This is a genomic window from Chitinophaga barathri (assembly GCF_003807585.1).
Taxonomy (GTDB): domain Bacteria; phylum Bacteroidota; class Bacteroidia; order Chitinophagales; family Chitinophagaceae; genus Chitinophaga; species Chitinophaga barathri.
Map to the genome: position 1 here is coordinate 190,431 of NZ_RMBX01000002.1, position 23,204 is coordinate 213,634.

At 51.5% G+C, this 23,204-nt stretch carries 24 protein-coding genes; 6 read left to right on the forward strand and 18 right to left on the reverse strand.

What is annotated here, in order from left to right; translation table 11 throughout:
* Position 1: 1 nt before the first annotated feature.
* Positions 2 to 2,209, forward strand: coding sequence for a DUF4954 family protein (locus EG028_RS03905; RefSeq protein ID WP_120515510.1), 2,208 nt, complete (start codon positions 2 to 4; stop codon positions 2,207 to 2,209).
* Positions 2,209 to 2,769 (forward strand): DNA-3-methyladenine glycosylase I, encoded by a 561-nt coding sequence (locus EG028_RS03910; protein ID WP_120515509.1) that lies wholly within the window; start codon positions 2,209 to 2,211, stop codon positions 2,767 to 2,769. The genes EG028_RS03905 and EG028_RS03910 overlap by 1 nt, the downstream gene beginning before the upstream one ends.
* Before the next feature lie 70 nt (positions 2,770 to 2,839).
* Here the strand turns inward: EG028_RS03910 and EG028_RS03915 are convergent, their stop codons facing one another.
* The 10 genes from EG028_RS03915 to EG028_RS03960 form a co-directional block, all read right to left on the reverse strand.
* Positions 2,840 to 3,283, reverse strand: coding sequence for a septal ring lytic transglycosylase RlpA family protein (locus EG028_RS03915; RefSeq protein ID WP_120515508.1), 444 nt, complete (start codon positions 3,281 to 3,283; stop codon positions 2,840 to 2,842).
* An 84-nt stretch (positions 3,284 to 3,367) separates the two neighbouring features.
* The gene (locus tag EG028_RS03920) at positions 3,368 to 4,411 is read right to left on the reverse strand and encodes a cytochrome-c peroxidase (RefSeq protein ID WP_241559066.1); all 1,044 of its coding nucleotides are present in this window, start codon (positions 4,409 to 4,411) and stop codon (positions 3,368 to 3,370) included.
* Entirely contained in the window at positions 4,408 to 5,148 is a 741-nt protein-coding gene (locus EG028_RS03925; protein WP_120515507.1) for an MbnP family protein, read from the reverse strand. The genes EG028_RS03920 and EG028_RS03925 overlap by 4 nt, the downstream gene beginning before the upstream one ends.
* A 110-nt stretch (positions 5,149 to 5,258) precedes the next feature.
* Positions 5,259 to 6,506, reverse strand: coding sequence for an L-fucose:H+ symporter permease (fucP, locus tag EG028_RS03930; protein ID WP_120515506.1), 1,248 nt, complete (start codon positions 6,504 to 6,506; stop codon positions 5,259 to 5,261).
* 60 nt (positions 6,507 to 6,566) lie between these two features.
* On the reverse strand, positions 6,567 to 7,352 hold the full coding sequence (locus tag EG028_RS03935) for an L-fucose dehydrogenase (RefSeq protein WP_120515505.1): 786 nt from the start codon (positions 7,350 to 7,352) through the stop codon (positions 6,567 to 6,569).
* A 12-nt stretch (positions 7,353 to 7,364) separates the two neighbouring features.
* Positions 7,365 to 8,195, reverse strand: a complete 831-nt coding sequence (locus tag EG028_RS03940; RefSeq protein ID WP_120515504.1) for an amidohydrolase family protein — start codon at positions 8,193 to 8,195, stop codon at positions 7,365 to 7,367.
* Positions 8,196 to 8,217: 22 nt separating this feature from the next.
* A complete protein-coding gene (locus tag EG028_RS03945; protein ID WP_120515503.1) occupies positions 8,218 to 8,547 on the reverse strand; it encodes an L-rhamnose mutarotase in 330 nt (109 codons plus the stop codon).
* A 5-nt stretch (positions 8,548 to 8,552) separates the two neighbouring features.
* A complete protein-coding gene (locus EG028_RS03950) occupies positions 8,553 to 9,407 on the reverse strand; it encodes a fumarylacetoacetate hydrolase family protein (RefSeq protein WP_120515502.1) in 855 nt (284 codons plus the stop codon).
* A gap of 65 nt (positions 9,408 to 9,472) precedes the next feature.
* A complete protein-coding gene (locus tag EG028_RS03955) occupies positions 9,473 to 10,225 on the reverse strand; it encodes a hypothetical protein (RefSeq protein ID WP_120515501.1) in 753 nt (250 codons plus the stop codon).
* Positions 10,225 to 11,007, reverse strand: coding sequence for an SDR family NAD(P)-dependent oxidoreductase (locus EG028_RS03960; RefSeq protein ID WP_120515500.1), 783 nt, complete (start codon positions 11,005 to 11,007; stop codon positions 10,225 to 10,227). Before EG028_RS03960 ends, EG028_RS03955 begins: the two co-directional genes overlap by 1 nt.
* Before the next feature lie 115 nt (positions 11,008 to 11,122).
* Between EG028_RS03960 and EG028_RS03965 the strand changes: the two genes are divergently transcribed.
* Positions 11,123 to 11,797, forward strand: coding sequence for a M15 family metallopeptidase (locus EG028_RS03965; protein ID WP_120515499.1), 675 nt, complete (start codon positions 11,123 to 11,125; stop codon positions 11,795 to 11,797).
* 36 nt (positions 11,798 to 11,833) lie between these two features.
* Positions 11,834 to 12,673: a 3-keto-disaccharide hydrolase gene (locus EG028_RS03970; protein ID WP_120515498.1), complete on the forward strand. Its 840-nt coding sequence runs from the start codon at positions 11,834 to 11,836 to the stop codon at positions 12,671 to 12,673.
* Positions 12,674 to 12,735: 62 nt separating this feature from the next.
* Here the strand turns inward: EG028_RS03970 and EG028_RS03975 are convergent, their stop codons facing one another.
* The 7 genes from EG028_RS03975 to EG028_RS04005 form a co-directional block, all read right to left on the reverse strand.
* A complete protein-coding gene (locus tag EG028_RS03975) occupies positions 12,736 to 13,686 on the reverse strand; it encodes a 2-dehydro-3-deoxygalactonokinase (protein ID WP_162946315.1) in 951 nt (316 codons plus the stop codon).
* A 10-nt stretch (positions 13,687 to 13,696) separates the two neighbouring features.
* Entirely contained in the window at positions 13,697 to 15,010 is a 1,314-nt protein-coding gene (locus tag EG028_RS03980) for an MFS transporter (protein WP_120515679.1), read from the reverse strand.
* A gap of 11 nt (positions 15,011 to 15,021) precedes the next feature.
* Positions 15,022 to 16,170, reverse strand: coding sequence for a galactonate dehydratase (dgoD, locus tag EG028_RS03985; RefSeq protein ID WP_120515496.1), 1,149 nt, complete (start codon positions 16,168 to 16,170; stop codon positions 15,022 to 15,024).
* A gap of 11 nt (positions 16,171 to 16,181) precedes the next feature.
* Positions 16,182 to 16,805, reverse strand: coding sequence for a bifunctional 4-hydroxy-2-oxoglutarate aldolase/2-dehydro-3-deoxy-phosphogluconate aldolase (locus EG028_RS03990; RefSeq protein ID WP_120515495.1), 624 nt, complete (start codon positions 16,803 to 16,805; stop codon positions 16,182 to 16,184).
* 7 nt (positions 16,806 to 16,812) lie between these two features.
* A complete protein-coding gene (locus EG028_RS03995) occupies positions 16,813 to 17,805 on the reverse strand; it encodes an SMP-30/gluconolactonase/LRE family protein (protein ID WP_241559065.1) in 993 nt (330 codons plus the stop codon).
* Between the two features lie 100 nt (positions 17,806 to 17,905).
* Positions 17,906 to 19,612, reverse strand: coding sequence for an HAD-IIB family hydrolase (locus tag EG028_RS04000; protein ID WP_120515493.1), 1,707 nt, complete (start codon positions 19,610 to 19,612; stop codon positions 17,906 to 17,908).
* A 94-nt stretch (positions 19,613 to 19,706) separates the two neighbouring features.
* Positions 19,707 to 20,033, reverse strand: a complete 327-nt coding sequence (locus tag EG028_RS04005; RefSeq protein WP_120515492.1) for a barstar family protein — start codon at positions 20,031 to 20,033, stop codon at positions 19,707 to 19,709.
* A gap of 232 nt (positions 20,034 to 20,265) precedes the next feature.
* On the opposite strand from EG028_RS04005, the gene EG028_RS04010 reads away from it, so the two are divergent.
* Both EG028_RS04010 and EG028_RS04015 read left to right on the forward strand, forming a co-directional pair.
* Positions 20,266 to 21,048 (forward strand): hypothetical protein, encoded by a 783-nt coding sequence (locus tag EG028_RS04010; protein WP_120515491.1) that lies wholly within the window; start codon positions 20,266 to 20,268, stop codon positions 21,046 to 21,048.
* A gap of 526 nt (positions 21,049 to 21,574) precedes the next feature.
* Entirely contained in the window at positions 21,575 to 22,159 is a 585-nt protein-coding gene (locus EG028_RS04015) for a sce7726 family protein (RefSeq protein WP_123864548.1), read from the forward strand.
* On the opposite strand, the gene EG028_RS04020 is transcribed toward EG028_RS04015, so the two are convergent.
* On the reverse strand, positions 22,113 to 23,198 hold the full coding sequence (locus EG028_RS04020) for a beta family protein (RefSeq protein WP_120515490.1): 1,086 nt from the start codon (positions 23,196 to 23,198) through the stop codon (positions 22,113 to 22,115). The genes EG028_RS04015 and EG028_RS04020 overlap by 47 nt on opposite strands.
* Positions 23,199 to 23,204 lie beyond the last annotated feature (6 nt).

The window sequence follows — 23,204 nt, forward strand, 5'->3', positions numbered from 1 at the left end:
TATGAACCATATAGAAAAAAAACCGCTCAGCCAGCTGGGTTATCAGTTCGTTGATGACCGTTACCTGCCCGAAGGGCGAAACGAATACTACCTCCGCGACCAGCAGCGCGGCAAAGAAACCGTGCACCGCAAGCTGAAAGCCGGTGAGATCGAAACGCTCGTACGCAACGACAATACTTCGGACGACTGGAATAATATTTTCGTGGACAACGACTTCGATCCCAACCTCGTGCAGCACTGCCACTTCTTCGGCATGGTGCGCATCGGCAAGCTGGAGCCTTATTTCCTCGAATTCCACAACCTGCGCCTGCCGGTTGGTTTGTATAACAGCACCATCGCGTCCTGCGACTTCGGGGACAACGTGGTGATCCACAACGTGAACTTCCTTTCCCATTACATCATCGGCAACGAAGTGATGATCGCCAATGTGAATGAAATGGCGGTGACAGATCATGCCAAATTCGGGAACGGCATCGTAAAAGAAGGTGAGCCCGAAAGCGTGCGCATCTGGCTGGAGCTTTGCAACGAAAACGGCGGCCGCAGCGTGATGCCGTTTGACGGTATGCTGCCCGGCGACGCCTGGCTCTGGACGCGCAACCGCCATGACCAGGCGCTGATGGACCAGTTCAAGAACTTCACCGAAAAACAGTTTGATAAAAGACGCGGGTATTACGGCATGGTGGGCGACCGCACCGTGATCAAACACTGCAATATCATCAAAGACGTTACCATCGGAACGGACGCGTATCTGAAAGGCGCGAATAAACTCAAGAACCTCACCATCAACAGCGAAGCCGGCGCCCCCTCACAGATCGGGGAAGGCTGCGAGCTGGTGAACGGTGTGGTAGGCCTGGGATGCCGCGTGTTTTACGGCGTAAAGGCCGTGCGTTTTATCATGGCCTCGCATTCACAGCTGAAGTACGGCGCACGCCTGATCAACTCCTACCTGGGCAACAACGCGACTATTTCCTGCTGCGAAGTACTGAACTCACTGATATTTCCCGCGCACGAACAGCATCATAACAACTCATTCCTTTGCGCCGCCCTCATCATGGGGCAAAGCAATATGGCCGCCGGCGCCACCATCGGCAGCAATCATAACTCCCGCGGGGCGGACGGTGAGATCATCGCCGGGCGCGGTTTCTGGCCCGGCCTGAGCGTTACGCTGAAACATAATTCCAAATTCGCCAGCTTCACGCTCATCGCAAAAGGCAATTATATGAGCGAGCTGCGCATCCCGTTCCCGTTCAGCCTCGTGGTGAACGACGAACATGACAACAGCCTGCGGATCATGCCCGGCTACTGGTTCATGCACAACATGTACGCACTGGCCCGCAACTCCTGGAAATATGTGGACCGCGACAAACGGACGGACAAAACCCAGCACATCGAATACGATTACCTCGCGCCGGACTCAGCAGAAGAGCTGCTGGAAGCGCTGGAACTGATGGAGCTGGCCGTGGGCAAAGCGCAGATGCAGCAGAAAGAAAAAGACAAAGCAGGTAAAAAGGCCATTCAGCAAACAGGCAAAAAACTGCTGCTGGAAGAAAACGCCAAAGTAGCCCGCATGGAAATACTCGGGGAACAGGTAGAAAACTCCAGCCGCAAAGTGATGCTGCTGAAAGTGCACAAAGCCTATCCCCTCTTCCGCGAACTGATCGTGCTGTACGCGGTGAAAAATCTTCTGCAGCAGGCGGCGAACCTGGATATCCAGTCATTCCCCGCCTTGCAGTCCTATCTGAAACAATGCAAAAGAGGCCCCTGGAGCAATGTAGGCGGGCAGCTGATGAAAACGGAAGACCTCGAAGAACTGAAACAACGCATCCGCAAAGGAAAGATCGGCAGCTGGCAGCAACTGCACGACGCTTACCGCCAGCTGGGCGAAAGATACGACGAAGACAAACTCCAGCACGCCCTGGCCTGCCTCCTGCACCTGCACCAGCTCAGCCCCAAAGAACTGACGGCCGCGCAGTTCAAAAAATTCCTGGACCAGTCCGTGTATACCTTCGGTATGATCACGGAAGGCATTTATCATTCCCGCGAAAAGGACTATCTCAATCCCTTCCGCCAGATGACCTACGAAAACAATGAAGAAATGGAAGCCGTGGTGGGCCGCCTGGAAGATAACAGTTTCATCCAGCAGACCATCCAGGTGCTGAAAGCATACAAAAAACAGGTGAAAGACCTGATCAAAAAGTGGGAACTGTAATGGAAAAACAAAGATGCGGCTGGAGCACCAAAGACCAGTTGTACATGGATTACCATGACCATGAATGGGGCACTCCCTGCCACGACGATACCAGGCTTTTTGAAATGCTCTGCCTGGAAGGCGCGCAGGCCGGCCTGAGCTGGTACACCGTGCTCACCAAAAGGGAAAACTACCGCAAGGCCTTCGACAACTGGGATGCGGAAAAGATCGCAAAATACACGGAGAAAAAAGTAGAGAAATTATTGCAGGACCCCGGCATCATCCGCAACCAGCTGAAGGTACGGGCCTGTATTTCCAACGCCAAAGCTTTCCTCGCCGTGCAGAAAGAATTCGGCAGCTTTGACCGGTACATCTGGCAGTTTGTACAACACAAACCCGTTCACAACCGCTTTAAAAGCATGCGGGAAGTGCCGGCCAAAACGGAGATATCAGATGTTATGAGCAAAGACCTCCTGAAAAGAGGTTTTAAATTCGTGGGCTCCACCATCTGTTATGCCTATATGCAGGCTACCGGCATGGTGGACGATCATGTGCAGGGCTGCTGGAAATACCATCCTTAAAATGCAACCGCAATAAAATAAAATGGCCGGGACTATCAGATCCCGGCCATTTGCATTATGTGCAAAGTTCTTAATTCAGTGCCACTTCCCAGAAAGGAAGACTGTTCACAAATTCTTTCGTCACCACTTCCACTTTTACTTTCGTAAGCCCCCAGTGGATAAATCCGAGCTGTTTGGCCGCGGCCTGCGTAAGGTCTACGATCCGGCGGTTGGCCGCGTGCAGGCGGTCCGTTACTTTTACGATCACCCAGCGGTTGTTCCGCATATTGGTCACCTTGATCATGGTGCCGAGGGGAAGGGTATTATGGGCTGCCGTCATGGCGGTATTGTCAAATATCTCCCCGCTGGCGGTCTTCCTGCCATGGAATTTCTGGGCATAATAGCTCGCAATTCCGGTGGTAGGCGGCGTTTTCACTACTTTCTTCTGGGCCATTGCGGGAACGGCGCCGATGGAAAGGATCAACAGCGCTGCCGCTGCACACTTCACTATTTTATTTAATACATTTTTTAACATGACACCCGGAATTGGCAAAATTCCTGCCAGAAAAGGTTAAAGATATGTTCGTAAACTGTTAAAGGAATCCTATTTCCTTATTTATCAATCAGTTATCAATACCTCACTTAAGGACTTACTGTTGATAAACCCGGGATCTGTAAGCGTGTTCAGGAAGAGGTAGAGTTCCCTTTGTTCCTGGTTGCTCAGCGGGATGCGGTTCTTCACTAACGGGTCTATGGTGGGAGTCTGTTCTATATTCTCCGAATAATGCAAAAATACGTCAAACAGGTCATAAAACCGACCGTCGTGCATGTAGGGCGGGCTTTTGATCACGTTTCGCAGGGAGGGCACCTTAAACTTCAGGTAATCGCCGGTGCTGTTCGTGATACGCATGCGGCCGGCGTCGTGGAGGTAGGGGTTGTAAGGAAGGCCGTTGTTGCGGAAGGAGCCGTCTGTAAACAGCGGTTCTTTGTGACAGGACGCGCATTTTGCCTGGAAGGTGGCGTAGCCGCCCGCTTCTTCGGCGGTGAACTGCACGCCGGGCGCATGGCGCATCACGCTGTCGTATTTCGAGTTAAATGAATTCATGGTGGCCATGAACTGGGCCAGCGCTTTGAAAAGTTTCTGCGAGTTGATTTCCCCTTCGCCAAAAGCGTCCCGGAAAAGGCCACGGTATTTCTGGTCCGCATTCAGGCGGCTGATGAGCCTGGCAAGGTCCTCGCCCATTTCGTTCGGGTCTGTAATGGGCGTGAGCGGCTGTACTTCCAGGTGATTTACGCCGCCATCCCACATAAAATCCTTCTGCCAGATGAGGTTGAACAGGCCGGGCACGGAGCGGAGCCCGGTACGGTTGTCTATCCCATGGCTCAGCGGGTGATCGAAGTGGGCAAAGGCGGCGAACTGCTGGTGGCAGAAACCGCAGGAAATAGTACTGTCGCGGGAAAGGCGCGGGTCGTAGAACAGGCGCCTGCCCAGGGCAACGCCCTGCACGGTGAGCGGGTTCCAGCTCATATCGTACACCGGTGCCGGGAAATTGGAGGGAAGCTCCAGGGTATACGGCTGCGTACCGGGCCTCACGTCCCCGTTTCGCCGGCAGCTCCAGATGAGGAGGAACAGGCAGCCTGCATATATGAGATATTTTGTCAAAGGTCGGTTACATCTGTAATTCTGAACATGTAGCGGTAATTCGTGGAAATCTTCCAGGCCAGCTCGCCGGGCACGTGAATGGCGGAGTTTTCGCTGAACTTCACGAGGTTCACACCGGTGAACCAGGTATAGAGGTCCGCGGTGATCGTGAGCTGCGGTCTGCGCTCAAGGCCTACCGTCAGGCTGATCGGGCTCACAAGGTTTACGTCCTGCACGGCGTTGAAGTTGCCTTTGAAGCCGCCGATGTGAAAAGTCAGTGTTTGGCCGGGCGCGGTGGAAGCAGGGCTGGTGCCTTCCATTTTTGCCATGATATACCCGCTGTTCCAGCTCCAGAACATGCCGTTCACCGGGTCCAGGGCGCCCGTTTGCGCGCCGCTTACGTTGCGTATGCTGTCCACCCCTATTTTGAAGGCAACGGCCCTGTATTCGCCCACAGGCGCGTTAAATGTGATGGTTTTGGAAGCCGCTGTGTTTTCGTCCACCAGGAAGTAGCTGTCTGGTACACGCAGCTCGCTGTTGTCCATTTTTATGAGGGAAATGTTGCTGATGTAGTATTTGAAAGTGGTGACGGTGAATGTTTCCCCGTTGGCATTGGTGTAAGGAGCGGTGTTGAGGACGAGGGGGACGCCGTTTACGACGTTTTTGAAGGTTACCTGGATATTGCCTTGCTCCTGTTTGTCCTTTTTACAGGCGGTGCATAGCAAAAAGAGCACGGGCAGGAGATAATATGGCTTCATGGTCCGGAGTTGTGCTACTAAAGTTACATAAAAAACGCTGCAAAACCGGGTGGCCTTGCAGCGTTTTATGAAGATTTAATGCTAACAGTATTAAGCGGTAACCAAATCCCTTATTTCGTCCGGTAACCTTTTACGCCGTAGAAGAGCACCACGACAAAACAGATCAGCGGTACGATAAACGAAAAGGCCGTGGATTGCGCCTGCGCTACCGAGCCCATCACATAAGGCACCGCTGCCCCGCCCACGATGGACATGATGATAAAGGACGAGCCGGTTTTGGTATGCGGTCCCAGGTCCTTCACGCCCAATGCAAAAATGGTCGGGAACATGATGGACATGAAGAAGAAGATAGCGATGAGCGCCACCACCGACGGCAAGCCATGCCCGAAGATCACCACTGCGCAGAGCGCAATATTGATCAGCGCATACGCCGTAAGCAGCATATTCGGCGCTACTTTCCGCATGATGGCCGTGCCGGCGAAACGTCCGATGGTGAACATAGCCAGGGCCACCATCAACAGATAAGCAGCGGATTCGTCCGTAGCACCGGTCATATGTTCGGTTACGTAGTTGATGAACAACGCGCCGATACCCACCTGCGCCGCTACATAGAAGAACTGTGCCACCACGCCCCATACGAAGTTCGGGTGCCTGAAAAGCCCTTTCCCGGCCGTGGCAGCACCTGTATCACCTTCCTCTGTCTTAATCTCCGGCAGCGTGGCGCGGTAAAACAGGAAAGCAATGAACAGCACTACTGCCGCCATTACGATGTATACGAGCTGTACAGAACCCAGGTCCGTATTACTTCCCGCGGCTTCCGAATTGTTCTGAAAGAACAGTTTCCCGCCGATGTAAGGTCCCAGGAAAGAACCCAGACCGTTGAAACACTGGCTGAGATTGAGCCTTTGCTCTGACGTCGATTTATCGCCCAGTACGGTAACGTAAGGATTAGCGGCAGTTTCCAGGAAAGTAAGACCGGAAGCCAGCACGAATAAAGCGAGCAGGAAGAAGTTGAAATTGGCATAATGCGCGGAAGGATAAAACAACGCCGCGCCCAGTGCATATAACAACAGCCCGAAGATGATGCCGGACTTATACCCGAAGCGTTTCATCAGCAGGCCCGCCGGTAATGCCATTAAAAAATAGGCCCCGAAATAAGCAGCCTGAAGCAGGGTGGAACGGGCTTTATCGATGGACAATGCATTCTGGAAATGTTTGTTCAGCACGTCCAGCAGGCCGTAGGCCAGGCCCCACATAAAAAAGAGGCTGGTTACCAGGATAAAGGGAAACAGGTACTTCTGGCCGTTCTTAGACCCGGCGGTAGTATAACTGGTTGTGGAAGCTGCGCCGCCTGCCATGTTATTGCGTTTTAGGTGATTGATATAATGTGGAATTCGTAGCTGGTTGATATTATTCTCTTATTCGCTGATAGATCTGTCAAGATGCGTATACCCGCCGTCCACATACACGATCTGGCCGGTGGTGTGCGATGACAGGCTGCTCAGCAGGAATACGGTCATGGCTGCTATTTCTTCTGATGTGGTCATCCTGTGCTCCAGTGGTATTTTCGATACGATGGATTTCAGTTTCTCCTGCGGGTTCGGCAGTGAACTGATCCAGGTTTCATACAGCGGCGTCCATACTTCGGCGGGTATCACCGTATTCACCCTTACGGAATGCGGCAGCAGCTCCACCGCCCATTCGCGTGTCAGCGCATTGATGGCACCTTTGGAGGCAGCGTAGCCGGATGTGTTCCCCTGACCTGTGGTCGCTACTTTGGAACCGATGTTCACGATATTGCCTTTGGTCGCTTTCAGGTAAGGCAGCGCATAATGCGCGAGATTGTAATAATGGCTGAGATTGTTCTGCAAAGAAGCCATGAACTTTTCAGGGCTGCCGCTTTCCAGGCCTACTCCATCGTTCGCCCCCGCATTGTTGATCAGGCCGTCTATTTTACCAAACTCCTTCACGGTAGTATCGATCACCTTTTTGCAGTCTTCCGGTTTGCCCAGCTCGGCCTGTATGCCGAATGCCTTGCCGCCCTGCTGGCGGATGGCCGTCACGGTCTTTTCATTGTCTTCCGCCTTCCGGCCCGCGATCACGGCAATACCGCCTTCGGCGGCAATGAGTTTTGCAATGGCTTCGCCGATGCCTTTGGCGCCGCCGGTAACGATCACTACTTTATCCTGTAACCCGAGATTCATGTTGATGTACGTTTAATTAAGTTTATAAAATTCCACGGCGTTGCCTCCCATGATCTGCTGTTGTTCCGCGGCGGTAAGCCTGCTCACAAAATTTTTCACGATGCCGATCACCTGTTCGTATTCCGCGGCCAGCAGGCACACCGGCCAGTCCGAGCCGAACATCAGCCTGTCCGGGCCAAAGGCTTCCAGCGCCACTTCGAGGAACGGTATGAAGTCTTCTTCTTTCCAATTCTGCATATCCGCTTCGGTCACCATACCGCTGAGTTTGCAATACACATTTTTGTGCCGTGCAATGTTGCGGATGTGTTGCTCCCATCCTTTCAGCTCGCCCGTTTCGAAATCGGGCTTGGCCAGGTGGTCTATTACCAGCGGATGATCGCTGAACTTTTTCACAAACTCCGATACAGCGGGCAGCTGATGCGGATATACAAGAATGTCGTAAGTGAAATCGTATTCAGTCAATGCTTTGATGCCTTTGCCGAAATCTTCGCGCAGCAGGAAATTTTTATCCGGCTCTCCCTGTACGATATGCCGGAAACCTTTCAGTAACGGGAACTGTGAATAATGCTCCAGCCGGTCTTTGATATTACCGGCCCTGAGATCCACCCAGCCCACCACGCCTTTGATAAAACTGTTTTCTTCAGCCAGCCGTAACAGAAAATCCGTTTCGGCTTCGCTCTGATCCGCCTGAACGGCCACACAGCCCGCCACGTCATTGGCTTTCAGCACAGGCTCCAGGTCCGCGGGTAAAAAATCCTTCCTGATCACTTGCATTTCTTCGGTGATCCATGCGTCGCGCACGGGATCGTATTGCCAGAAATGCTGATGAGCGTCTATAATCATAACGTTTGAATAGTCTTAAAAGCTATAATGCAAATATCTGGTCCATGATCACCCACTTCTCACCGGGTTTGGCAGCGGGGATGGCCAGTTGGAAGGTCCACATGAACGCTTCCCATTTTTGTACGATCGGGCTGGCTTCGTCCATGGCGTTTTTGCGCTCAAAGGAAAAAGTATCATCCACTTCCAGGATCATCACCATGCGGGTGCCGGCCCTGAACATATCGCAGGCGGTAATGCCCGCGTCGCGGATGCTTTCCAGTATTTCCGGCCATACGGCCTTATGAATTTCCAGGTATTCTTCTATCAGTTTGGGATCATCTTTCAGATCCAGTGCGAGAACGTGTCTAGTCATAACGTTTATTTTGTCCAGGCCACTGCTTCCTGCCTGGAAGTACCCAATCCATCAATTCCCAGTTCTATCACGTCACCGGCTTTCAGGTATATCTGCGGGTTGAAGCCCAGGCCCACGCCGGCGGGTGTGCCGGTGGAGATCACGTCGCCCGGGAGCAGGCTCATGAACTGGCTCAGGTACGATACCACGAACGGAATGTTGAATATAAAATTGGAAGTATTGCCGTCCTGCATCTTTTTGCCGTTTACGGTCAGCCAGAGGCGCAGGTTGTGTACGTCTTTGATCTCGTCTTTGGTCACCATCCAGGGGCCAAGCGGCGCAAAGGTATCGGCGCTTTTGCCTTTTACCCACTGGCCGTTCCTTTCCAGCTGGAAGGCACGTTCGCTGTAATCGTTGTGCAGGGCGTAACCGGCTACGTAATCCATGGCTTCGTCCTGGTTCACATAACTGGCTTTTTTACCAATTACAACGGCCAGTTCCACTTCCCAGTCGGTCTTTTCGCTGCCGCGCGGGATCACCAGGTTATCGTTCGGCCCTACGAGGGAGGAGGTTGATTTAAAGAACACGATCGGTTCTGTAGGGATAGCCGCGTTTGTTTCACGCGCGTGATCCGCATAGTTCAGGCCGATGCAGATGATCTTGGAAGGACGTTGCACGCAGGAGCCCAGCCTTGTGCCTTCGGGCAATTTGGGGCATTTGTCACCGTTTGCCGACCACCATGCCGCCAGGCGGCTGAGGCCGTCTGTTTCAAAAAAACGCTCCCCGAAATCTTCCCCGAAAGCAGACACATCAAACATCCCGGCTTCTGTTACCACACCGGGTTTTTCTTCTCCCAACAATCCGAACCTGATAAGTTTCATTCGTTAATAGTTTATCTAGTAATTATTTATTTTTTAAGTTGACTTCGGGACGGCCAGGCGAATCATCACTTTATGTTTAAAGCTGTTTGTACTTGTTTATAACCAATGCGGCCGTTCACCACTTTTACTTCGTAATAATCTTCCTTTTCACCATCAGGCATCTGCAGCCCCACCACGCAATGATCTTCGGATACCACCTGGATATAAGGTTTAGCGCCTTCCGGCACCGGCAGTTCCAGCTCGCGGCGGATGCCGCCATATTCGAGATACACGCCTTTGGTACCCGGCTCCTTCGCTTCTTTCAGTTTTACGATGAAGTGCGCGATGATCTGGCCGGATTTTATTTCTTTGTCATACTCCTGCACCATTTCCTGCTGGCGGATGGCGTCTCCCAGGCCCGCCACCTTTTCCATATACTGGTAGATACGTTTCGGCGGAGAAGGCACCCAGTTGATCTTCAGCGACGCTTTATCCTGCGAGCCATGGTAATACCTCGTGTCCCTGTTCGGTTTGATAAACCCGATCCACACGCTGTTCGGCTCGTCCCAGAACACTTTATAGACGGATGAATCCGGGTAACCTTTGATCAGCGGCACATCGTTAAAAGTTCTTTCGTACTTCAGCGTATCCACCGTGAAATTGAATTGAATAGCAGAGGTATCCTTGTCGCGGTCCAGGATGGTGACGGTGAAAGTGCCGCCGGGCGTAGCCGGTACCACGGGATTTTCATCGCTTTTATATTCATCCTTTTTTTCCCCGGAAGGGCCGCCGCAAGCGGCGAGCGTAAGCAGCAATGCAAATGATAAGAGGCGTTGCATCAGTTATTGAGTTTAATAAAGCCGCCGTCTATCGGGTAGTCGCAGCCGGTGAGGAAACCTGCTTCGTCCGAGCAGAGGTACAGGGCCAGGTATCCCACTTCGTCAGGCTTTGCCATGCGGCCGATGGGCTGCGTTTTGGAAAGCTTTTCAAACATCTCCGCTTCTTTACCGGGATAGTTTTTCGCGATAAACCCGTCTACAAACGGCGTATGCACGCGCGCGGGCGATACGCAGTTCACCCGGATCCCGTCCGCGAGATAATCTTTCGCCACGGAAAGCGTCATGGTGAGTACGGCGCCTTTACTCATGGAATAAGCGAAACGGTCAGGAATGCCCACGCTGGAAGCAATGGAAGCAACGTTGAGGATCACCCCGCCGCCCTGCGTTTTCATCTGTTCTATCACGGCGTACATACAGTTGTACGTTCCTTTTACGTTTACGGAATACACCCTGTCAAAGTCCTGCTCGGAGGTGGATTCCAGCTTGCCTACATGGGCAATGCCGGCGCAGTTCACCAGGATGTCCAGCCTGCCGGCGGCGGCGGCTACATTTTTCATAACGGTGGAGACGGCAGCCTGGTCCGCCACGTTCACGGCATGTACCTGGGCTTTGCCGCCCGCAGCGGTAATCTCGTTCACAGTACCCTGGCCTGCTTCTTCATTCAGCTCCAGTACATGCACAGTGGCGCCGCTGGCGGCAAAACACCGTGCAATAGCCTGGCCGATACCGCTGCCGGCGCCGGTTACCACTGCCACTTTTCCATCTAGTCGGAAAAAACTCATCTTTTACTTATTTTAAGGGTTCTAAAATACCTCAATATTATGCCTTATTGCAATTCTTTTTTACCCTGATTATATACTTTCTTCACTATTTTTAAGGCCATCTAAATCGATCTCTGTGAAAAATATATTTATCCTGAGCTTATTACTCTTCTCTTTCCCCGGTTTCAGCCAGCAAATACCCCTGAATAAATACGGCCTGCCCGTGGTGAACAGCATCACTTTATACAAAGAGATCGTTCAGGCCGATCCATCGCAGGCGCTCGTGCATGTAACCGATTTTGCCATGGATGTGCGTTATGCCACCAAAGACAATTTCACCAAAACCGTACTGTACCCCTTCCCCGCCGTATACCTGCGCCGCCCCGCCTATGAGGCTTTGCTGAACCTGAAGGAATACCTGGAACCGCTGGGCCTGGGTATTAAGATCTTTGACGGGTACCGCCCCTACCGGGTAACGGAAAAGATGTGGGAAATAGTGCCGGACGACCGTTATGCCGCCGATCCTAAAAAAGGCTCGGGCCACAACCGCGGCGTGGCCGTGGATCTCACCCTCATTTACCTGAAAACCGGCCAGGAATTGCCCATGCCCACCCCTTACGACGACTTTACCGAAAAAGCCCATTTCGAGTACCAGGACCTGGACGAGGAGATAAAAGAAAACCGCCTGCTGCTGCGCACGCTCATGGAAGCGCACGGATTTATGGCCATCGAAACGGAATGGTGGCACTTTTATCTCAAAGAACCCCAAAAATACCCGCTCATGGATATTGGGTTTGAGGAGCTTAAATAAATTTTATAGCTTAACGGCCTAATTACTCACACGTCTATGCGAAATATCAAATTACTGATGACGTTGGCACTGGCCCTTGTTTGTGGCGTAAGCTCAGCGCAGAAAGCTAAGAACGGCTGGTTCAGCCTGTTCAACGGGAAAGACCTGAAAGACTGGGACATCAAGATCAACGGTCACCAGCTGAACGACAACAACGGCAACACCTTCAGGGTGCAGAACGGCAACCTCGCAGTGTCTTACGAGAACTACGATGAATTCAAAGAACAATACGGCCACATCTTCCACAAACGGAAGTTCTCCGCTTACCTGCTGGTGATGGAATACCGTTTTACCGGGGACCAGGTGAAAGGCGGCCCGGGCTGGGCAACCCGCAACAGCGGCGCCATGATCCATTCACAGGCAGCCAATACCATGGGCGTGAACCAGGATTTCCCGATCTCCATAGAAATGCAGCTGCTGGGCGGTCTTGGCAATGGCAACCGCACCACGGCGAACCTATGCACACCGGGTACGAACGTAGTGATGAACAACAAACTCATCACCGCGCATTGTGTGAACTCCACGAGCAAAACCTACAACGGCGACGTGTGGGTACATGCGGAAGTGCTTGTACTGGGTGATTCCATTGTGAAACACATCGTTGAAAAAGATACGGTGCTGGTGTATGAAAAACCGCAGATCGGCGGCGGCAACGTAAGCGGCCACAATCCCGCGCTGATGCAGAACGGCAAGCTGCTGTCCGAAGGATACATCGCCCTGCAAAGCGAGAGCCACCCGGTGGAATACAGGAAGGTAGAGGTGTTTGACCTCGCGCCTTTTATGAAAGACAAAAAGAAACTGGCGCAGAAAATAAAAGAACTGCAACAAAGGAAATAGGGATTACCCCTCAAATAAAAAGGGCTGGCCATGCGGTCAGCCCTTTTTTATGCGGCAGTATTTTATGAAAGGCGCCCGTAACCGGACAAGATGATCTGTTGCCCTTTTATCAATGCCGCATCTGCATCCGGCATCAATACTGTCCGGATATCCAGGGCTTCACAAGCCAGCGCATACAGTTGCGTATGCAGCGCGCCGCCCATCAGGTATACAGGAACACCGGCTTTGATTGCTTTCAGCTCTTCCCCTATCAGCAGGCCGCTGAGATAATAATAATTCTGTTCCGCCGGCATTCCTTTCAGCAGCTGGTTGGTGCGCACCCTGAAGCAATGCTGTAAGACCGGAATTTCCCGGCTATGCCGTACCGCGCTGATAAAACTTTCCCGGTTCGCGGGATCGCTGAATGCTCCGCCTTCGGCTACAGATCCCGCAAGGATGCCACCGCCCGAAAGCAGGGCAAAAAATTCGCCGGTCATAAAAGTATGAAAGCCCGTTACCTGCCCGCCTTGTACCCACACATGTTTGGAATGGGTGCCGGGTAATAACAATAATTTTTCCTGCTCTGTAACCGGCATGGACGCCGCGGCTCCCACGATCTTGGTTTCTTCCCCCCGCATTACATCGTCCGCCGTGCAGGCGCCGGAGATCACCAGTAGCGGGTTGTGACCGTTCTCTATGAATTCCGGCGTAAGGCCAGTGCCGTCCGTGTTGAAGGGAAGTTTTGTGTAAGGCAGTTCTACCAGCCCGATAGAGGAAGAAACCATACCGGACATTACAACCGGTATACCACTCAATGTTTTTCCCAGCTGATGTTCCATCTCACTGATCTGCCGGTTCAGAAAATCTGTATAATACATCTTCCGGCTGGTGCCGCCCTGCTGCTGCCAGGCCTTTGCTGTCTGCGCAATACCCTGGTCATTTTGCACGGTTGCCAATACCAACAGGTCATCCTTACGCACCAGGCGCAACCTGAAATTACTGGTTCCCCAGTCGCAGCTTAAAAAAGTATCCATGCCTGTAAAATTAATGAGCCCGTGCTGTCTCAGCGGATTGTACCCGTTCCACATTTCCCACGAGGAAAAGATAAGAGCAGGCGCCTAAACCACCCAGCACAGCGATAAAAATAAGCGCCGGTGCAAAATTTCCGCCACTGGCCAGGAACCCGATAGCGATCGGCACCACGATGCCGGCCAGCTGACCGATAAAATTAAAAACGCCCCCGGTCACATCTATCAGGGGTTTGGGCGCGAGTGTGGATACAAATATCCAGGTGATGGAAGCGAATCCCACCCCAAAAAAAGACAGGGACATAAACAGGATGATCAACCCGGGCGTATGCACATAATTCGCGCCCACGATGCTCGCGGAAAGCAGCAGCCCGGCGATGATCGGCCGTTTACGCGCTTTGGCCGCGGGCACTCCCCTGCGTACCAGGTGGTCCGAAAGAAAACCGGAACACAGCACGCCTGTAAAAGCGGCCAGGTAAGGTATGGAAGCGAGGTAACCGGATTTGATAAAATCCAGGCCCCGGTAATCCACGAGGTACTTGGGGAACCAGGTCAGGAAAAACCACAACGCGCCGTTCACCGCAAACTGCCCCAGGTAAATGCCCCATAGTTTCCGGTGCGATAATACTTCCCGGAGATCAGCCCACTGGAATTTATTTTTAACGCCATCGGCTGGCTGGTTGTCCAGCAACCCGCCGCCTTCTTCGATATGCGCCAGTTCCGCTTTATTGACCTTTTTATGCTGAAGCGGGTCCCGGTAAAAAAAGTACCACACAAATCCCCATACAACGCCCACCAGTCCGGTGATCACAAACAACCCCTTCCACCCTGTTTGGAACTGGATCTTCGACAATACGGGCATTAAAAACGCAAGGCCCAGGAACTGCCCCGAAGTATATACCGCGATGGCGGAAGCTCTTTCCTGGGTGGGGAACCAGCTGCTCACCACCCGGTTGTTGATCGGGAACGCTGGCGCTTCCAGTGCGCCGGTGGCCATCCGTAGCCCGAACAGGGACACGAAACCTTTTGCAAATCCCTGCAATACCGTAGCCAGCGACCAGCTTACCAGGCTGACGGCGTATAACATGCGCGGCGCAAACCGTTTCACTAGGATGCCGCTGGGTACCTGGAAAAGCAGGTAGGTCCAGCTGAAGGCGGAAAAGATCAGCCCCATCTGCACGGAAGAAAATTGAAACTCTTTGCTGATATCCGTAGCGGCCACAGCGAGGTTGCTGCGGTCCATGTAATTGATGACCACGTTGACAAATAAAAGCAACAATACCTGGTAACGGATGCGGGTGGGTTTTGCTGCCGGGAGCTGTGCGTGCATGTTAGTCTGTTTTACCATTCTGCAATACTTCCATCGGTATGGCGCCATACCGGGTTCTTCCAGTTGTGGCCTTCGGCGGCCATTTTACGCACATGCGCCTCATTGATTTCAATGCCAAGGCCCGGTTTATCGGGAATGCTCACATAGCCGGCTTTGTATTCAAACACGGTTTTATCAACCAGATAATCCAGCAGGTCGCTGCCCTGGTTGTAATGAATACCCAGGCTTTGCTCCTGTATGAATGCGTTATGGCAGGTAGCATCGACCTGTAGACAAGCAGCCAGCGCAATAGGCCCCAGCGGGCAATGCGGAGCGGCCGCCACATCAAAGGCTTCCGCCATGGACAATATCTTTTTACACTCCGTAATACCGCCCGCGTGCGACACATCCGGCTGGATGATATCGGCCACACCATCGGTGAGCAGGGATTTGAACTGCCATTTGGAAAACATCCGTTCCCCGGTTGCAATGGGTATCGCTACGTGGTTGGCGATCTCCCGGAGCGCTTCGTTATTTTCCGGGAGCACAGGTTCTTCAATGAACATGGGCCGGAAAGGCTCCAGTTCTTTGGCCAGTATCTTCGCCATCGGTTTATGCACGCGCCCGTGAAAATCGATGCCGATGCCGAATGCCGGGCCGGTAGCTTCGCGTACAGCAGCGATGCGGGCCACGGCGGCGTCTATTTTATCATAACTGTCGATGTACTGCAGCTCTTCCGTCGCATTCATTTTCACCGCCAGGAAACCCTGGTCCGCCATCTGGCGCGCGGCCGCACCCACGTCCGCCGGCCTGTCTCCCCCGATCCAGGAATATACCTTCATCGTATCGCGGGCCTTGCCGCCGAGCAACTGGTACACCGGCGCGTTGTAATATTTTCCTTTGATGTCCCACAACGCCTGGTCGATGCCCGCAATGGCACTCATAAGGATAGGCCCGCCGCGGTAAAAGCCTGACCGGTACATCATATTCCAGTGGTCTTCGATGTGCATCGGGTCTTTTCCCACCAGGTATTCCATCAGCTCTTCCACCGCCGTTTTTACGGTGGCGGCCTTGCCTTCGATCACCGGTTCTCCCCAACCCGTGATCCCTTCATCCGTTTCGATCTTCAAAAAAAGCCAGCGTGGCGGTACCTGGAAAAGCTCATAACTTCTGATCTTCATGATAGCTGTTTTTATGCCTGAACGGCCTGTACAAACTGACGGGCACGCTCTCTTAGAATTTCTATATCCGCGTCGGTTATTTTCTGTTTGATATTGACCAGCGCGCTGCCGATGCCAAAACCAACGGCGCCCGTTTTAAGCCAGGCGCCGATATTATCCAGGTTGATGCCCCCGGTGGGTAATAACGGGATATGCGGCAGCGGCCCTGCAATGTCTTTGATATAGGAAGGCGAAGTAGCGGGAAACACTTTGATGATATCGCCGCCCGCCTCGAAAGCGGTATAGATCTCGGTAGCGGTATAAGCCCCGGGAATACTGAGGGCGCCAAGTTTTTTCGTGGCGGCGATCACCGGTTCTTTTACGATAGGCGAAAGGATAAACCTTGCCCCGGCACTAACCGCATCGGCCGCCGCTACGGCGTCCAGCACGGTGCCCGCGCCAATGATCATGTTATCCCCGAGTTTGTCCGCCACCTGTTCTATCGCTTTCAGCGGGTTTTCCGAATTCATGGTGATCTCCAGCAGCCGGATGCCGCTTTCATACAAGACGGTGGCAATCCGCACTACATCCGATGGAGGCGCGCCCCTGAGAATGGCAATGATCCTGTGCGTGGTGATTTGTTCGTATACAGACATGCGGTTTTTATTTTAAAGATACTTTCAGCACACGGTCGTCCGCGGTGATGAACAACGTCCGGTAGTCGCCGGTAAAGGCGCAATTGGAAGTAATAAGGCTGGTTTTGATCCTGCCCAGCGCCGTCCCTTCTTTATTAAAGATCCAGACCCCTCCGGGGCCGGGCGCAAACACGATTCCTTTGTGATTGATCTTGATACCGTCCGGGCTGCGGTTTTCTTTTTGGAAAATGGCCATGCCGTCAAAGAAGATCCGCCCGTTCGTGAGATCCCCTTTTGCATCCAGGTCGTAGATGTACCAATGTGGTTTTTCCGGGTCCGAGTTCGCAACCAGCAGTTTTTGTTCTCCGGGGAAAAAGGCAATGCCGTTCGGCCGGGTAAGCGTGTCTGTGAGCAGGGTAACCGCTCCGTTTGCCGAAACCCGGTACACGCCATGATAAGACAGTTCCCTTGCCGGGTCCTGCGGGCCTTTTTCCAGCCCGTAAGGTGGGTCTGTGAAATAAATGTCCCCGTTGCTCCGGATGGCCAGGTCGTTGGGACTATTGAACTTTTTGCCGTTGTATTTATCCACCAGCGTAGTGTATAATGGCTTAGGGTTGGCTACCGGTGGGGTCATCACCGCCACACGCCTGTCGCCGTGCTGGCAAAGCACCAGCTGCCCGCGTGCATTGAGGGCCAGCCCGTTTGAGCCTAATTCTTCTCCCCTCTTTACTGACTGTGTATAACCGGAGGGCTCCAGGTATGCGGAGGCGCCCTTTTCCGCCGTCCATTGGTAGATGCGGTTTTGCATCACATCCGAGAACAGCAGCATTTTTTGTTTTTCCACCCACACCGGCCCTTCCACCCAACCGAATCCATCGGCGATGACGGTTACCTGCGCATGTACGTCTATCACCGCATCCAGGTCCGGGTGCATTTTTTCCACCACGGCTACGGGCGGGTGCTCCTGCGCCAGGGAAATGCTTACCGATGCCAGTATGATAAGAGAAAAAAACGTGGTCATGCTCAGTGGAATTTGTGATAGGGGTATCATTGACACTAGTAAATATAAACAGAAAAGCCGGCGGCTGCAATAGCGTCAGATATCCCTTTCCCTCATTCTGTTATCCAGGCCCTGTATAATGTAATTGTATGAGCCGGGTAATTTCCGCGCGGGAACGGACTGGGTCCGGTTCCACGGTTTCTACCTTTTCCACCTGTTCGGCCAATGAATCATCATTCACATGGTTCCTGATCCAATCCGAATAGTCCTTTTTTCCCAGGTGGTACATCCAGGTATCGTCATCCACGCCCATGGATAATTCGGTAAAGGTTTGCAGGTTGCTGGCCTTGAGTTTTAATTTGTTTTCCGGGCCTGTAAAAATAAAGCTGTCCGGTCCCATGTCACCGGTGGAGTATTTTCTTTTATGCCGTTGTAATACCTGCTTCGGCATCATGGTTCTCACCAGGAACGGCGCTTCTCCCGAGGGCCGGTGCCATACCAGGGCTTCTCCTTTCTGCAGAACGGTTTCAGCGGCCGGCGGCAGAGTTTTCCCTGTAATACCCGCAAAACTGAGCAGCGTGGCATTGGGATCCTCTCCCACCGCGATAATCGTGTTTGCCCGTTCCAGCAGCGGTTTGTGCAGCAGTTCCGGTTTGGTGGTGATGGCCATAAAATTGCAAAGGGCCTTTAGCGTGGCAAATGTATTCGGGTCCGCCGCTTCGGGCGCGAGGTGATGCGCTTCGTCCAGCAGCAGCCAGTGCGGCCGGCTTTTGCGCTGTTGCAGCTCGTGGAGGGCGGACAATAATTGTTGCAGGAATTTGGGTTTCTCTTCCATAGACAGGGCCAGCGTACAGGCTACAACGCTTTGCCGGGGCTGCTCCAGCAATTGCATGAGGGCTTCGATAGAAGGTGGCTGATGCGCATCGCCGATGGCAACAATACCCTGCATTTCCAGGTAATCGCCTTCCGGGTCTACCATGCAGAACTGGTAGCCATGTTGCAGCAATGTTTCCATAAAAGAGGCGGTAAGCGTGGTTTTTCCACCTCCGCTGGTGCCTGCCAGCAGGATGCTGCTGCCGTAAGGGCTCAGTTCAAAGGGCGTGTTGTCAAACCGGTCTCCCAGGTGGAGATAATGCCGCTGCAGCATCGGGTCGAGAGAAAGCAGGTCATCTTCCCGGATGCGGTCTGCCAGCTGGATCACACCGGCCCCATGATCCGCCGGCGTTACCCAGTCGCTGATCTGTTGCAGGGCGGGCAGGGCGTTGGCCACGCTTACGGCACATTCGGCCGATTGCAGCAGGGCGGTATCATTCTCCGCATCTCCCACCGCCACTACGTTATGAAGAGCGTAACCCAGCGCGTCCAGGGCCGCTTCCAGCCCTTTGGCTTTATTGATACCGGGCGGTAGTATCATTACCGCTCCTTTGTTAAAAATGATCTGCCTTTCAATGCCGAACTCCTTGATCACTTCCAGCACCGCGGCCTGGTGGGGCTCCCATGTAGCCAAAATTACCCGCCCGGCGGACAGCGGGTGTACGCCACGCTCAGCCAGTGCTTTGATAAATTCGGGCGGGGGCGGCTCGCCCAGCCTGGTTTCTTTCAGGGTAGACGGGTCGTAGAGCAAGGCACCGTTCTCCGCTACAATAAGGTCAAAGTGAATATGCTGGGGAAACAGCGCTTTGAGCTCGTCCAGCTCGCGCCCGGTGACCAATAGCAGCAGGCGGCCGCTGGCCTTCAGGGTTTTCAGTGATTCGATCACTTCGTCGGGTACGGCGCCATTATGGGCAATGGTACCATCATAGTCGGTTGCTAATACACGGTATCTCATGTACCCCGTAACACATGAATTATACCATACTACGCCTGCCAGGTCAAACTACGGCTGTTCGGCCGCGTATCACATCGCTGAAATGCTGAATATCTTATTGAACGATGATGGTGAGGGTGGATTTCGGCTGGGTGATCTCCGTTACGGGCACATCATCCCATTCGCGGGATACGTCCTGGAGGATATCGATCACTTTATTGCGGGTTTCTTCGTTTTCTTCCGCCAGGAAATATTCGAAATCGGTGATGGTGAGCAGGTAATTTTCTTCCGCCCCGTGCAGTTCGCGGAGGGAATCGTAGAGTGCGTCCAGGTTCCGGCCGAAATAATCGGGAAACTGGAAGGCGCGGGCGATCTCATCATAAAACCCGTCTATTTCGATGCAAATTTTTCCATCAATGGTGGCGTTGTAAGTCGCTTTCATATGGCAGGCAAGTTACAAAAAGGGAAGAAAAAGGGCAAATCGGGGCTTGTTTCCGCCGGTTAATTTTTCGATAACCGTTAAATTTTTCCCGGTTTTATTTCACAGCGCAACAGGGGCGCATACAGCGCCTTTAGATAACTTCGAAACCCGGTCGAACACCCTTTAGATAACCTTCACTTACCCCTCCCGGGCCTCATTTCCCCATTCTGTAACTTTAAGGAAAACGTTCATTATGGGAAAACAGATCAGTATCATCAAATTTACGGGCCGGGTGTGCAACCTCATCGGCTACCGGCGGGGCGGGGAGTATTTCTTCCGCAGCGCCCCGGAAAAAGTACGGCGTACTACCGCCACCCGGAGGGCTTCCCGGGCTTTTGGCATTGCCAGCGGGAAAGCCGCACTTATCCGCCGGGCCATTATGCCGCACCTGCATATGCCGCAAACCGCCGCGGTGGTGAACCGGCTCCAGCGTATCGTGATGCGCTCCCGCGGCGGGGAACCGCCACAGCTGGAAGGATTCCGCTTCAATACTTACACCGGCCTGGAAAAGATATTCCGCCAGGCGCCCGTGTTCACGGCGGACAATGTGTTGCGCATTCCCCCGCAGACACTGCCAGCGTATGGCAAAGCAACACACCTGGAGCTATCGGTGATCATCACCCGCATCAATTTCAGCACGGGTAAAGTAGAAGAAACCGATGTAGCCGGAGAAACGATAGACCTTTCACAGCCTTTCAAGGGCCTGGAACTGGGCTTCACCGCTCCCGCGCAGGGCATGCTGCTCGTTACTTTGCAGGCAAGGGCCGGTATCCTTTGCAATGGCAGGATAACCTACCTGTCGGACAGGCGATATATGGCGGCGGATATTGTTGCCGTGCTGCCTGCGCCGGAGCCCGCCGCTAAAGCAAAAAACAAAGGATCAAAACACAGCTCCTCCCGCACGTTCGTTTCATTCAGCGATATGCCTTATAAGCCGGAACAGGGGCGCCTGCCACTTGTTTCCAGGCGTGAATGAATACGCATCCCGCTTCCCTAATCCCTTCAATTATTGTGTGATCCCTTCCGGAACAGGACGTTCCCGGGTTTCCTATGTCTGTTAGTTTATAAAAGTATGGTTTGCCCCTGCCTTGCAATGATTTTCTCCTCATCACTGCCTCTTTTTGTAACGATCTTCTCTGTTCAGCTGCTTCATTTTTGTGTTTGCTCTTCCTTTTTTGCTGAAATCCCGTCTTCAACTCCCATCAACCTCTACTCCCGATCAAGTCCGGCTCAAGTCCGTAAACCCTATAATGATCATAGTGTTATACTACTACGTTACCACTGTGATGATTCAGACAACGAGTATCTGACACCTTAAAAGATAAGAATCATCCAATACAGCTATTTTTTGGGTAAGCTGATTAAATTTGCATACCTTATTATAAATATCTTACCTAAGAGCATCTATAATATCCTTGATAAATAATTCTCATTGCTATATAAAGTGAAAATAGGTACTAAATTTGTGCTTGGCTAATAACCTGTGATAAATACCCATCATTATGAGAGAAAATGTAGTTAGACATGCATTCCATAACCAAGTGTTAAAAAAAGCACACAATGACACTCGTACGTTTGTTATAAATGAATTGGGATTAAAAAATGGAGAATCTCGAGCCGATATTGCTGTTCTAAATGGTAAAATGATTGGGTATGAAATAAAAACTGAAAACGACACTCTAAATAGACTACCTTCTCAAGTCGCTTCATATACTCAAATATTTGACTGTGCATATATCATCGTTGCAGAGAACCATTTTAAGAATTGCCTGCAAATAATACCAGATTGGTGGGGAGTTTTCCTGATAAAGAATAAAAGCGCCGATTCCTATATATTTAAAAAAGTAAGAAATCCAAAACTCAATAAAAACCAAAACGCTTTTTGTATTGCACAGCTTCTTTGGAAAGAAGAAGCACTTGATTTAGCCCAGAATGTACTTGGCTTGAAGATTAAGTCAAAAACTACAAGACATGAGCTGTATCAAATTATCTCGAATCATGTTTCATCAAGAGAATTAAGTCCGATGGTCCTGAAATACCTCAAGATAAGGCAAGAATGGAGAAAAGATCATTTACCACTTTTGTAAAGTGGTGGTTACTCCCAACCCAAATCCAAACATTCGGACTACCTGGGGTAATCTCTTCTCTGACACACTTTGCAATGTGAAGATCTCCTTCTGAATATCCTTCTCCCATATAATATTTAGAACCATATAAATCATTGGCCAACTTTCGATACTGCTGATATGTACTAGAATCCTTTAAAGCCTTGCCCTTTACCACAATCCATTTTTCGTCATGCGTATATTTAATATTAGCACTTGAAGACATAGTTTTAGGATTAAACTCGAAGTACTCAGGTGATACAATACTATAATCCCCATAGTTAATCTCCCTGCTATAAGAAACTCCCGCCAACCTCTTTAAAACTTCAAGATAAAATTTCCATTCATTTCGATCCCATTCACTTACCCCCTCTTTAATGCTTCTAGAAGGAGGAAACGAAGTACCTACAAGTGAAAAAGACTTCCACTTATTTAGATAAGGGAAGGCTTCGAGTAGCGATACAATACTTTCAGAGAACCCATTTACATCAGAAAAATTAGACTCCTTTAAATCAAAGATTAAGTGACATTGCCTTGGTGAAAACCTTAATTGAGTTAACATTTTATCAATCTCTGTTTCTAAATCGGGAGAAAGAGCATCTCCGGGAGTTATTCTTACTGCAATTTCTTGTATTGAATACTTCCTACATATTCTATCTACTGTTGAAATTAATCTAGACGTGGAAGATAAATGAATAACTGGCTTGGGGACAATATTCTCCCTTGACAACATCTCAAAAATTAATCCAATAATGGGCGTATTATCTACGTTCCGAAAATTTAATAAAACTGTATCGACAAAACAATCCCCATTCCCCCATCTTTTAACAATTTTTTTGCAGAAAGATTCGGCGTGCTCATCTAATGTTTTTGGCTTCTTTCGTTCTGCATGGTCCCATTCTAAAGGCGTAACTTCAAACAATGGAACAATCCATTTTTTATGGCTAACAGTAAGCCTAGACAACGCCGTAAATTCGCCATCCTTTGACTTTAAAATTGGCAAATAAAAATCGTTTCTCATTAATTA

Excerpts from the sequence above, each read along its gene's own strand:
- EG028_RS03910 (WP_120515509.1), top strand. The coding sequence starts at position 2,209 with ATGGAAAAACAAAGATGCGGCTGGAGCACCAAAGACCAGTTGTACATG.
- EG028_RS04015 (WP_123864548.1), top strand. The coding sequence starts at position 21,575 with ATGAGAGAAAATGTAGTTAGACATGCATTCCATAACCAAGTGTTAAAA.
- EG028_RS04000 (WP_120515493.1), bottom strand. The coding sequence starts at position 19,612 with ATGAGATACCGTGTATTAGCAACCGACTATGATGGTACCATTGCCCAT.
- EG028_RS03990 (WP_120515495.1), bottom strand. The coding sequence starts at position 16,805 with ATGTCTGTATACGAACAAATCACCACGCACAGGATCATTGCCATTCTC.
- EG028_RS04020 (WP_120515490.1), bottom strand. The coding sequence starts at position 23,198 with ATGAGAAACGATTTTTATTTGCCAATTTTAAAGTCAAAGGATGGCGAA.
- EG028_RS03975 (WP_162946315.1), bottom strand. The coding sequence starts at position 13,686 with ATGGATACTTTTTTAAGCTGCGACTGGGGAACCAGTAATTTCAGGTTG.
- EG028_RS03945 (WP_120515503.1), bottom strand. The coding sequence starts at position 8,547 with ATGACTAGACACGTTCTCGCACTGGATCTGAAAGATGATCCCAAACTG.
- EG028_RS04010 (WP_120515491.1), top strand. The coding sequence starts at position 20,266 with ATGGGAAAACAGATCAGTATCATCAAATTTACGGGCCGGGTGTGCAAC.
- EG028_RS03980 (WP_120515679.1), bottom strand. The coding sequence starts at position 15,010 with ATGCACGCACAGCTCCCGGCAGCAAAACCCACCCGCATCCGTTACCAG.
- EG028_RS04005 (WP_120515492.1), bottom strand. The coding sequence starts at position 20,033 with ATGAAAGCGACTTACAACGCCACCATTGATGGAAAAATTTGCATCGAA.
- EG028_RS03940 (WP_120515504.1), bottom strand. The coding sequence starts at position 8,195 with ATGATTATAGACGCTCATCAGCATTTCTGGCAATACGATCCCGTGCGC.
- dgoD (WP_120515496.1), bottom strand. The coding sequence starts at position 16,170 with ATGAAGATCAGAAGTTATGAGCTTTTCCAGGTACCGCCACGCTGGCTT.
- EG028_RS03915 (WP_120515508.1), bottom strand. The coding sequence starts at position 3,283 with ATGTTAAAAAATGTATTAAATAAAATAGTGAAGTGTGCAGCGGCAGCG.
- EG028_RS03925 (WP_120515507.1), bottom strand. The coding sequence starts at position 5,148 with ATGAAGCCATATTATCTCCTGCCCGTGCTCTTTTTGCTATGCACCGCC.
- fucP (WP_120515506.1), bottom strand. The coding sequence starts at position 6,506 with ATGGCAGGCGGCGCAGCTTCCACAACCAGTTATACTACCGCCGGGTCT.
- EG028_RS03950 (WP_120515502.1), bottom strand. The coding sequence starts at position 9,407 with ATGAAACTTATCAGGTTCGGATTGTTGGGAGAAGAAAAACCCGGTGTG.
- EG028_RS03955 (WP_120515501.1), bottom strand. The coding sequence starts at position 10,225 with ATGCAACGCCTCTTATCATTTGCATTGCTGCTTACGCTCGCCGCTTGC.
- EG028_RS03960 (WP_120515500.1), bottom strand. The coding sequence starts at position 11,007 with ATGAGTTTTTTCCGACTAGATGGAAAAGTGGCAGTGGTAACCGGCGCC.
- EG028_RS03970 (WP_120515498.1), top strand. The coding sequence starts at position 11,834 with ATGCGAAATATCAAATTACTGATGACGTTGGCACTGGCCCTTGTTTGT.
- EG028_RS03995 (WP_241559065.1), bottom strand. The coding sequence starts at position 17,805 with ATGACCACGTTTTTTTCTCTTATCATACTGGCATCGGTAAGCATTTCC.
- EG028_RS03905 (WP_120515510.1), top strand. The coding sequence starts at position 2 with ATGAACCATATAGAAAAAAAACCGCTCAGCCAGCTGGGTTATCAGTTC.
- EG028_RS03935 (WP_120515505.1), bottom strand. The coding sequence starts at position 7,352 with ATGAATCTCGGGTTACAGGATAAAGTAGTGATCGTTACCGGCGGCGCC.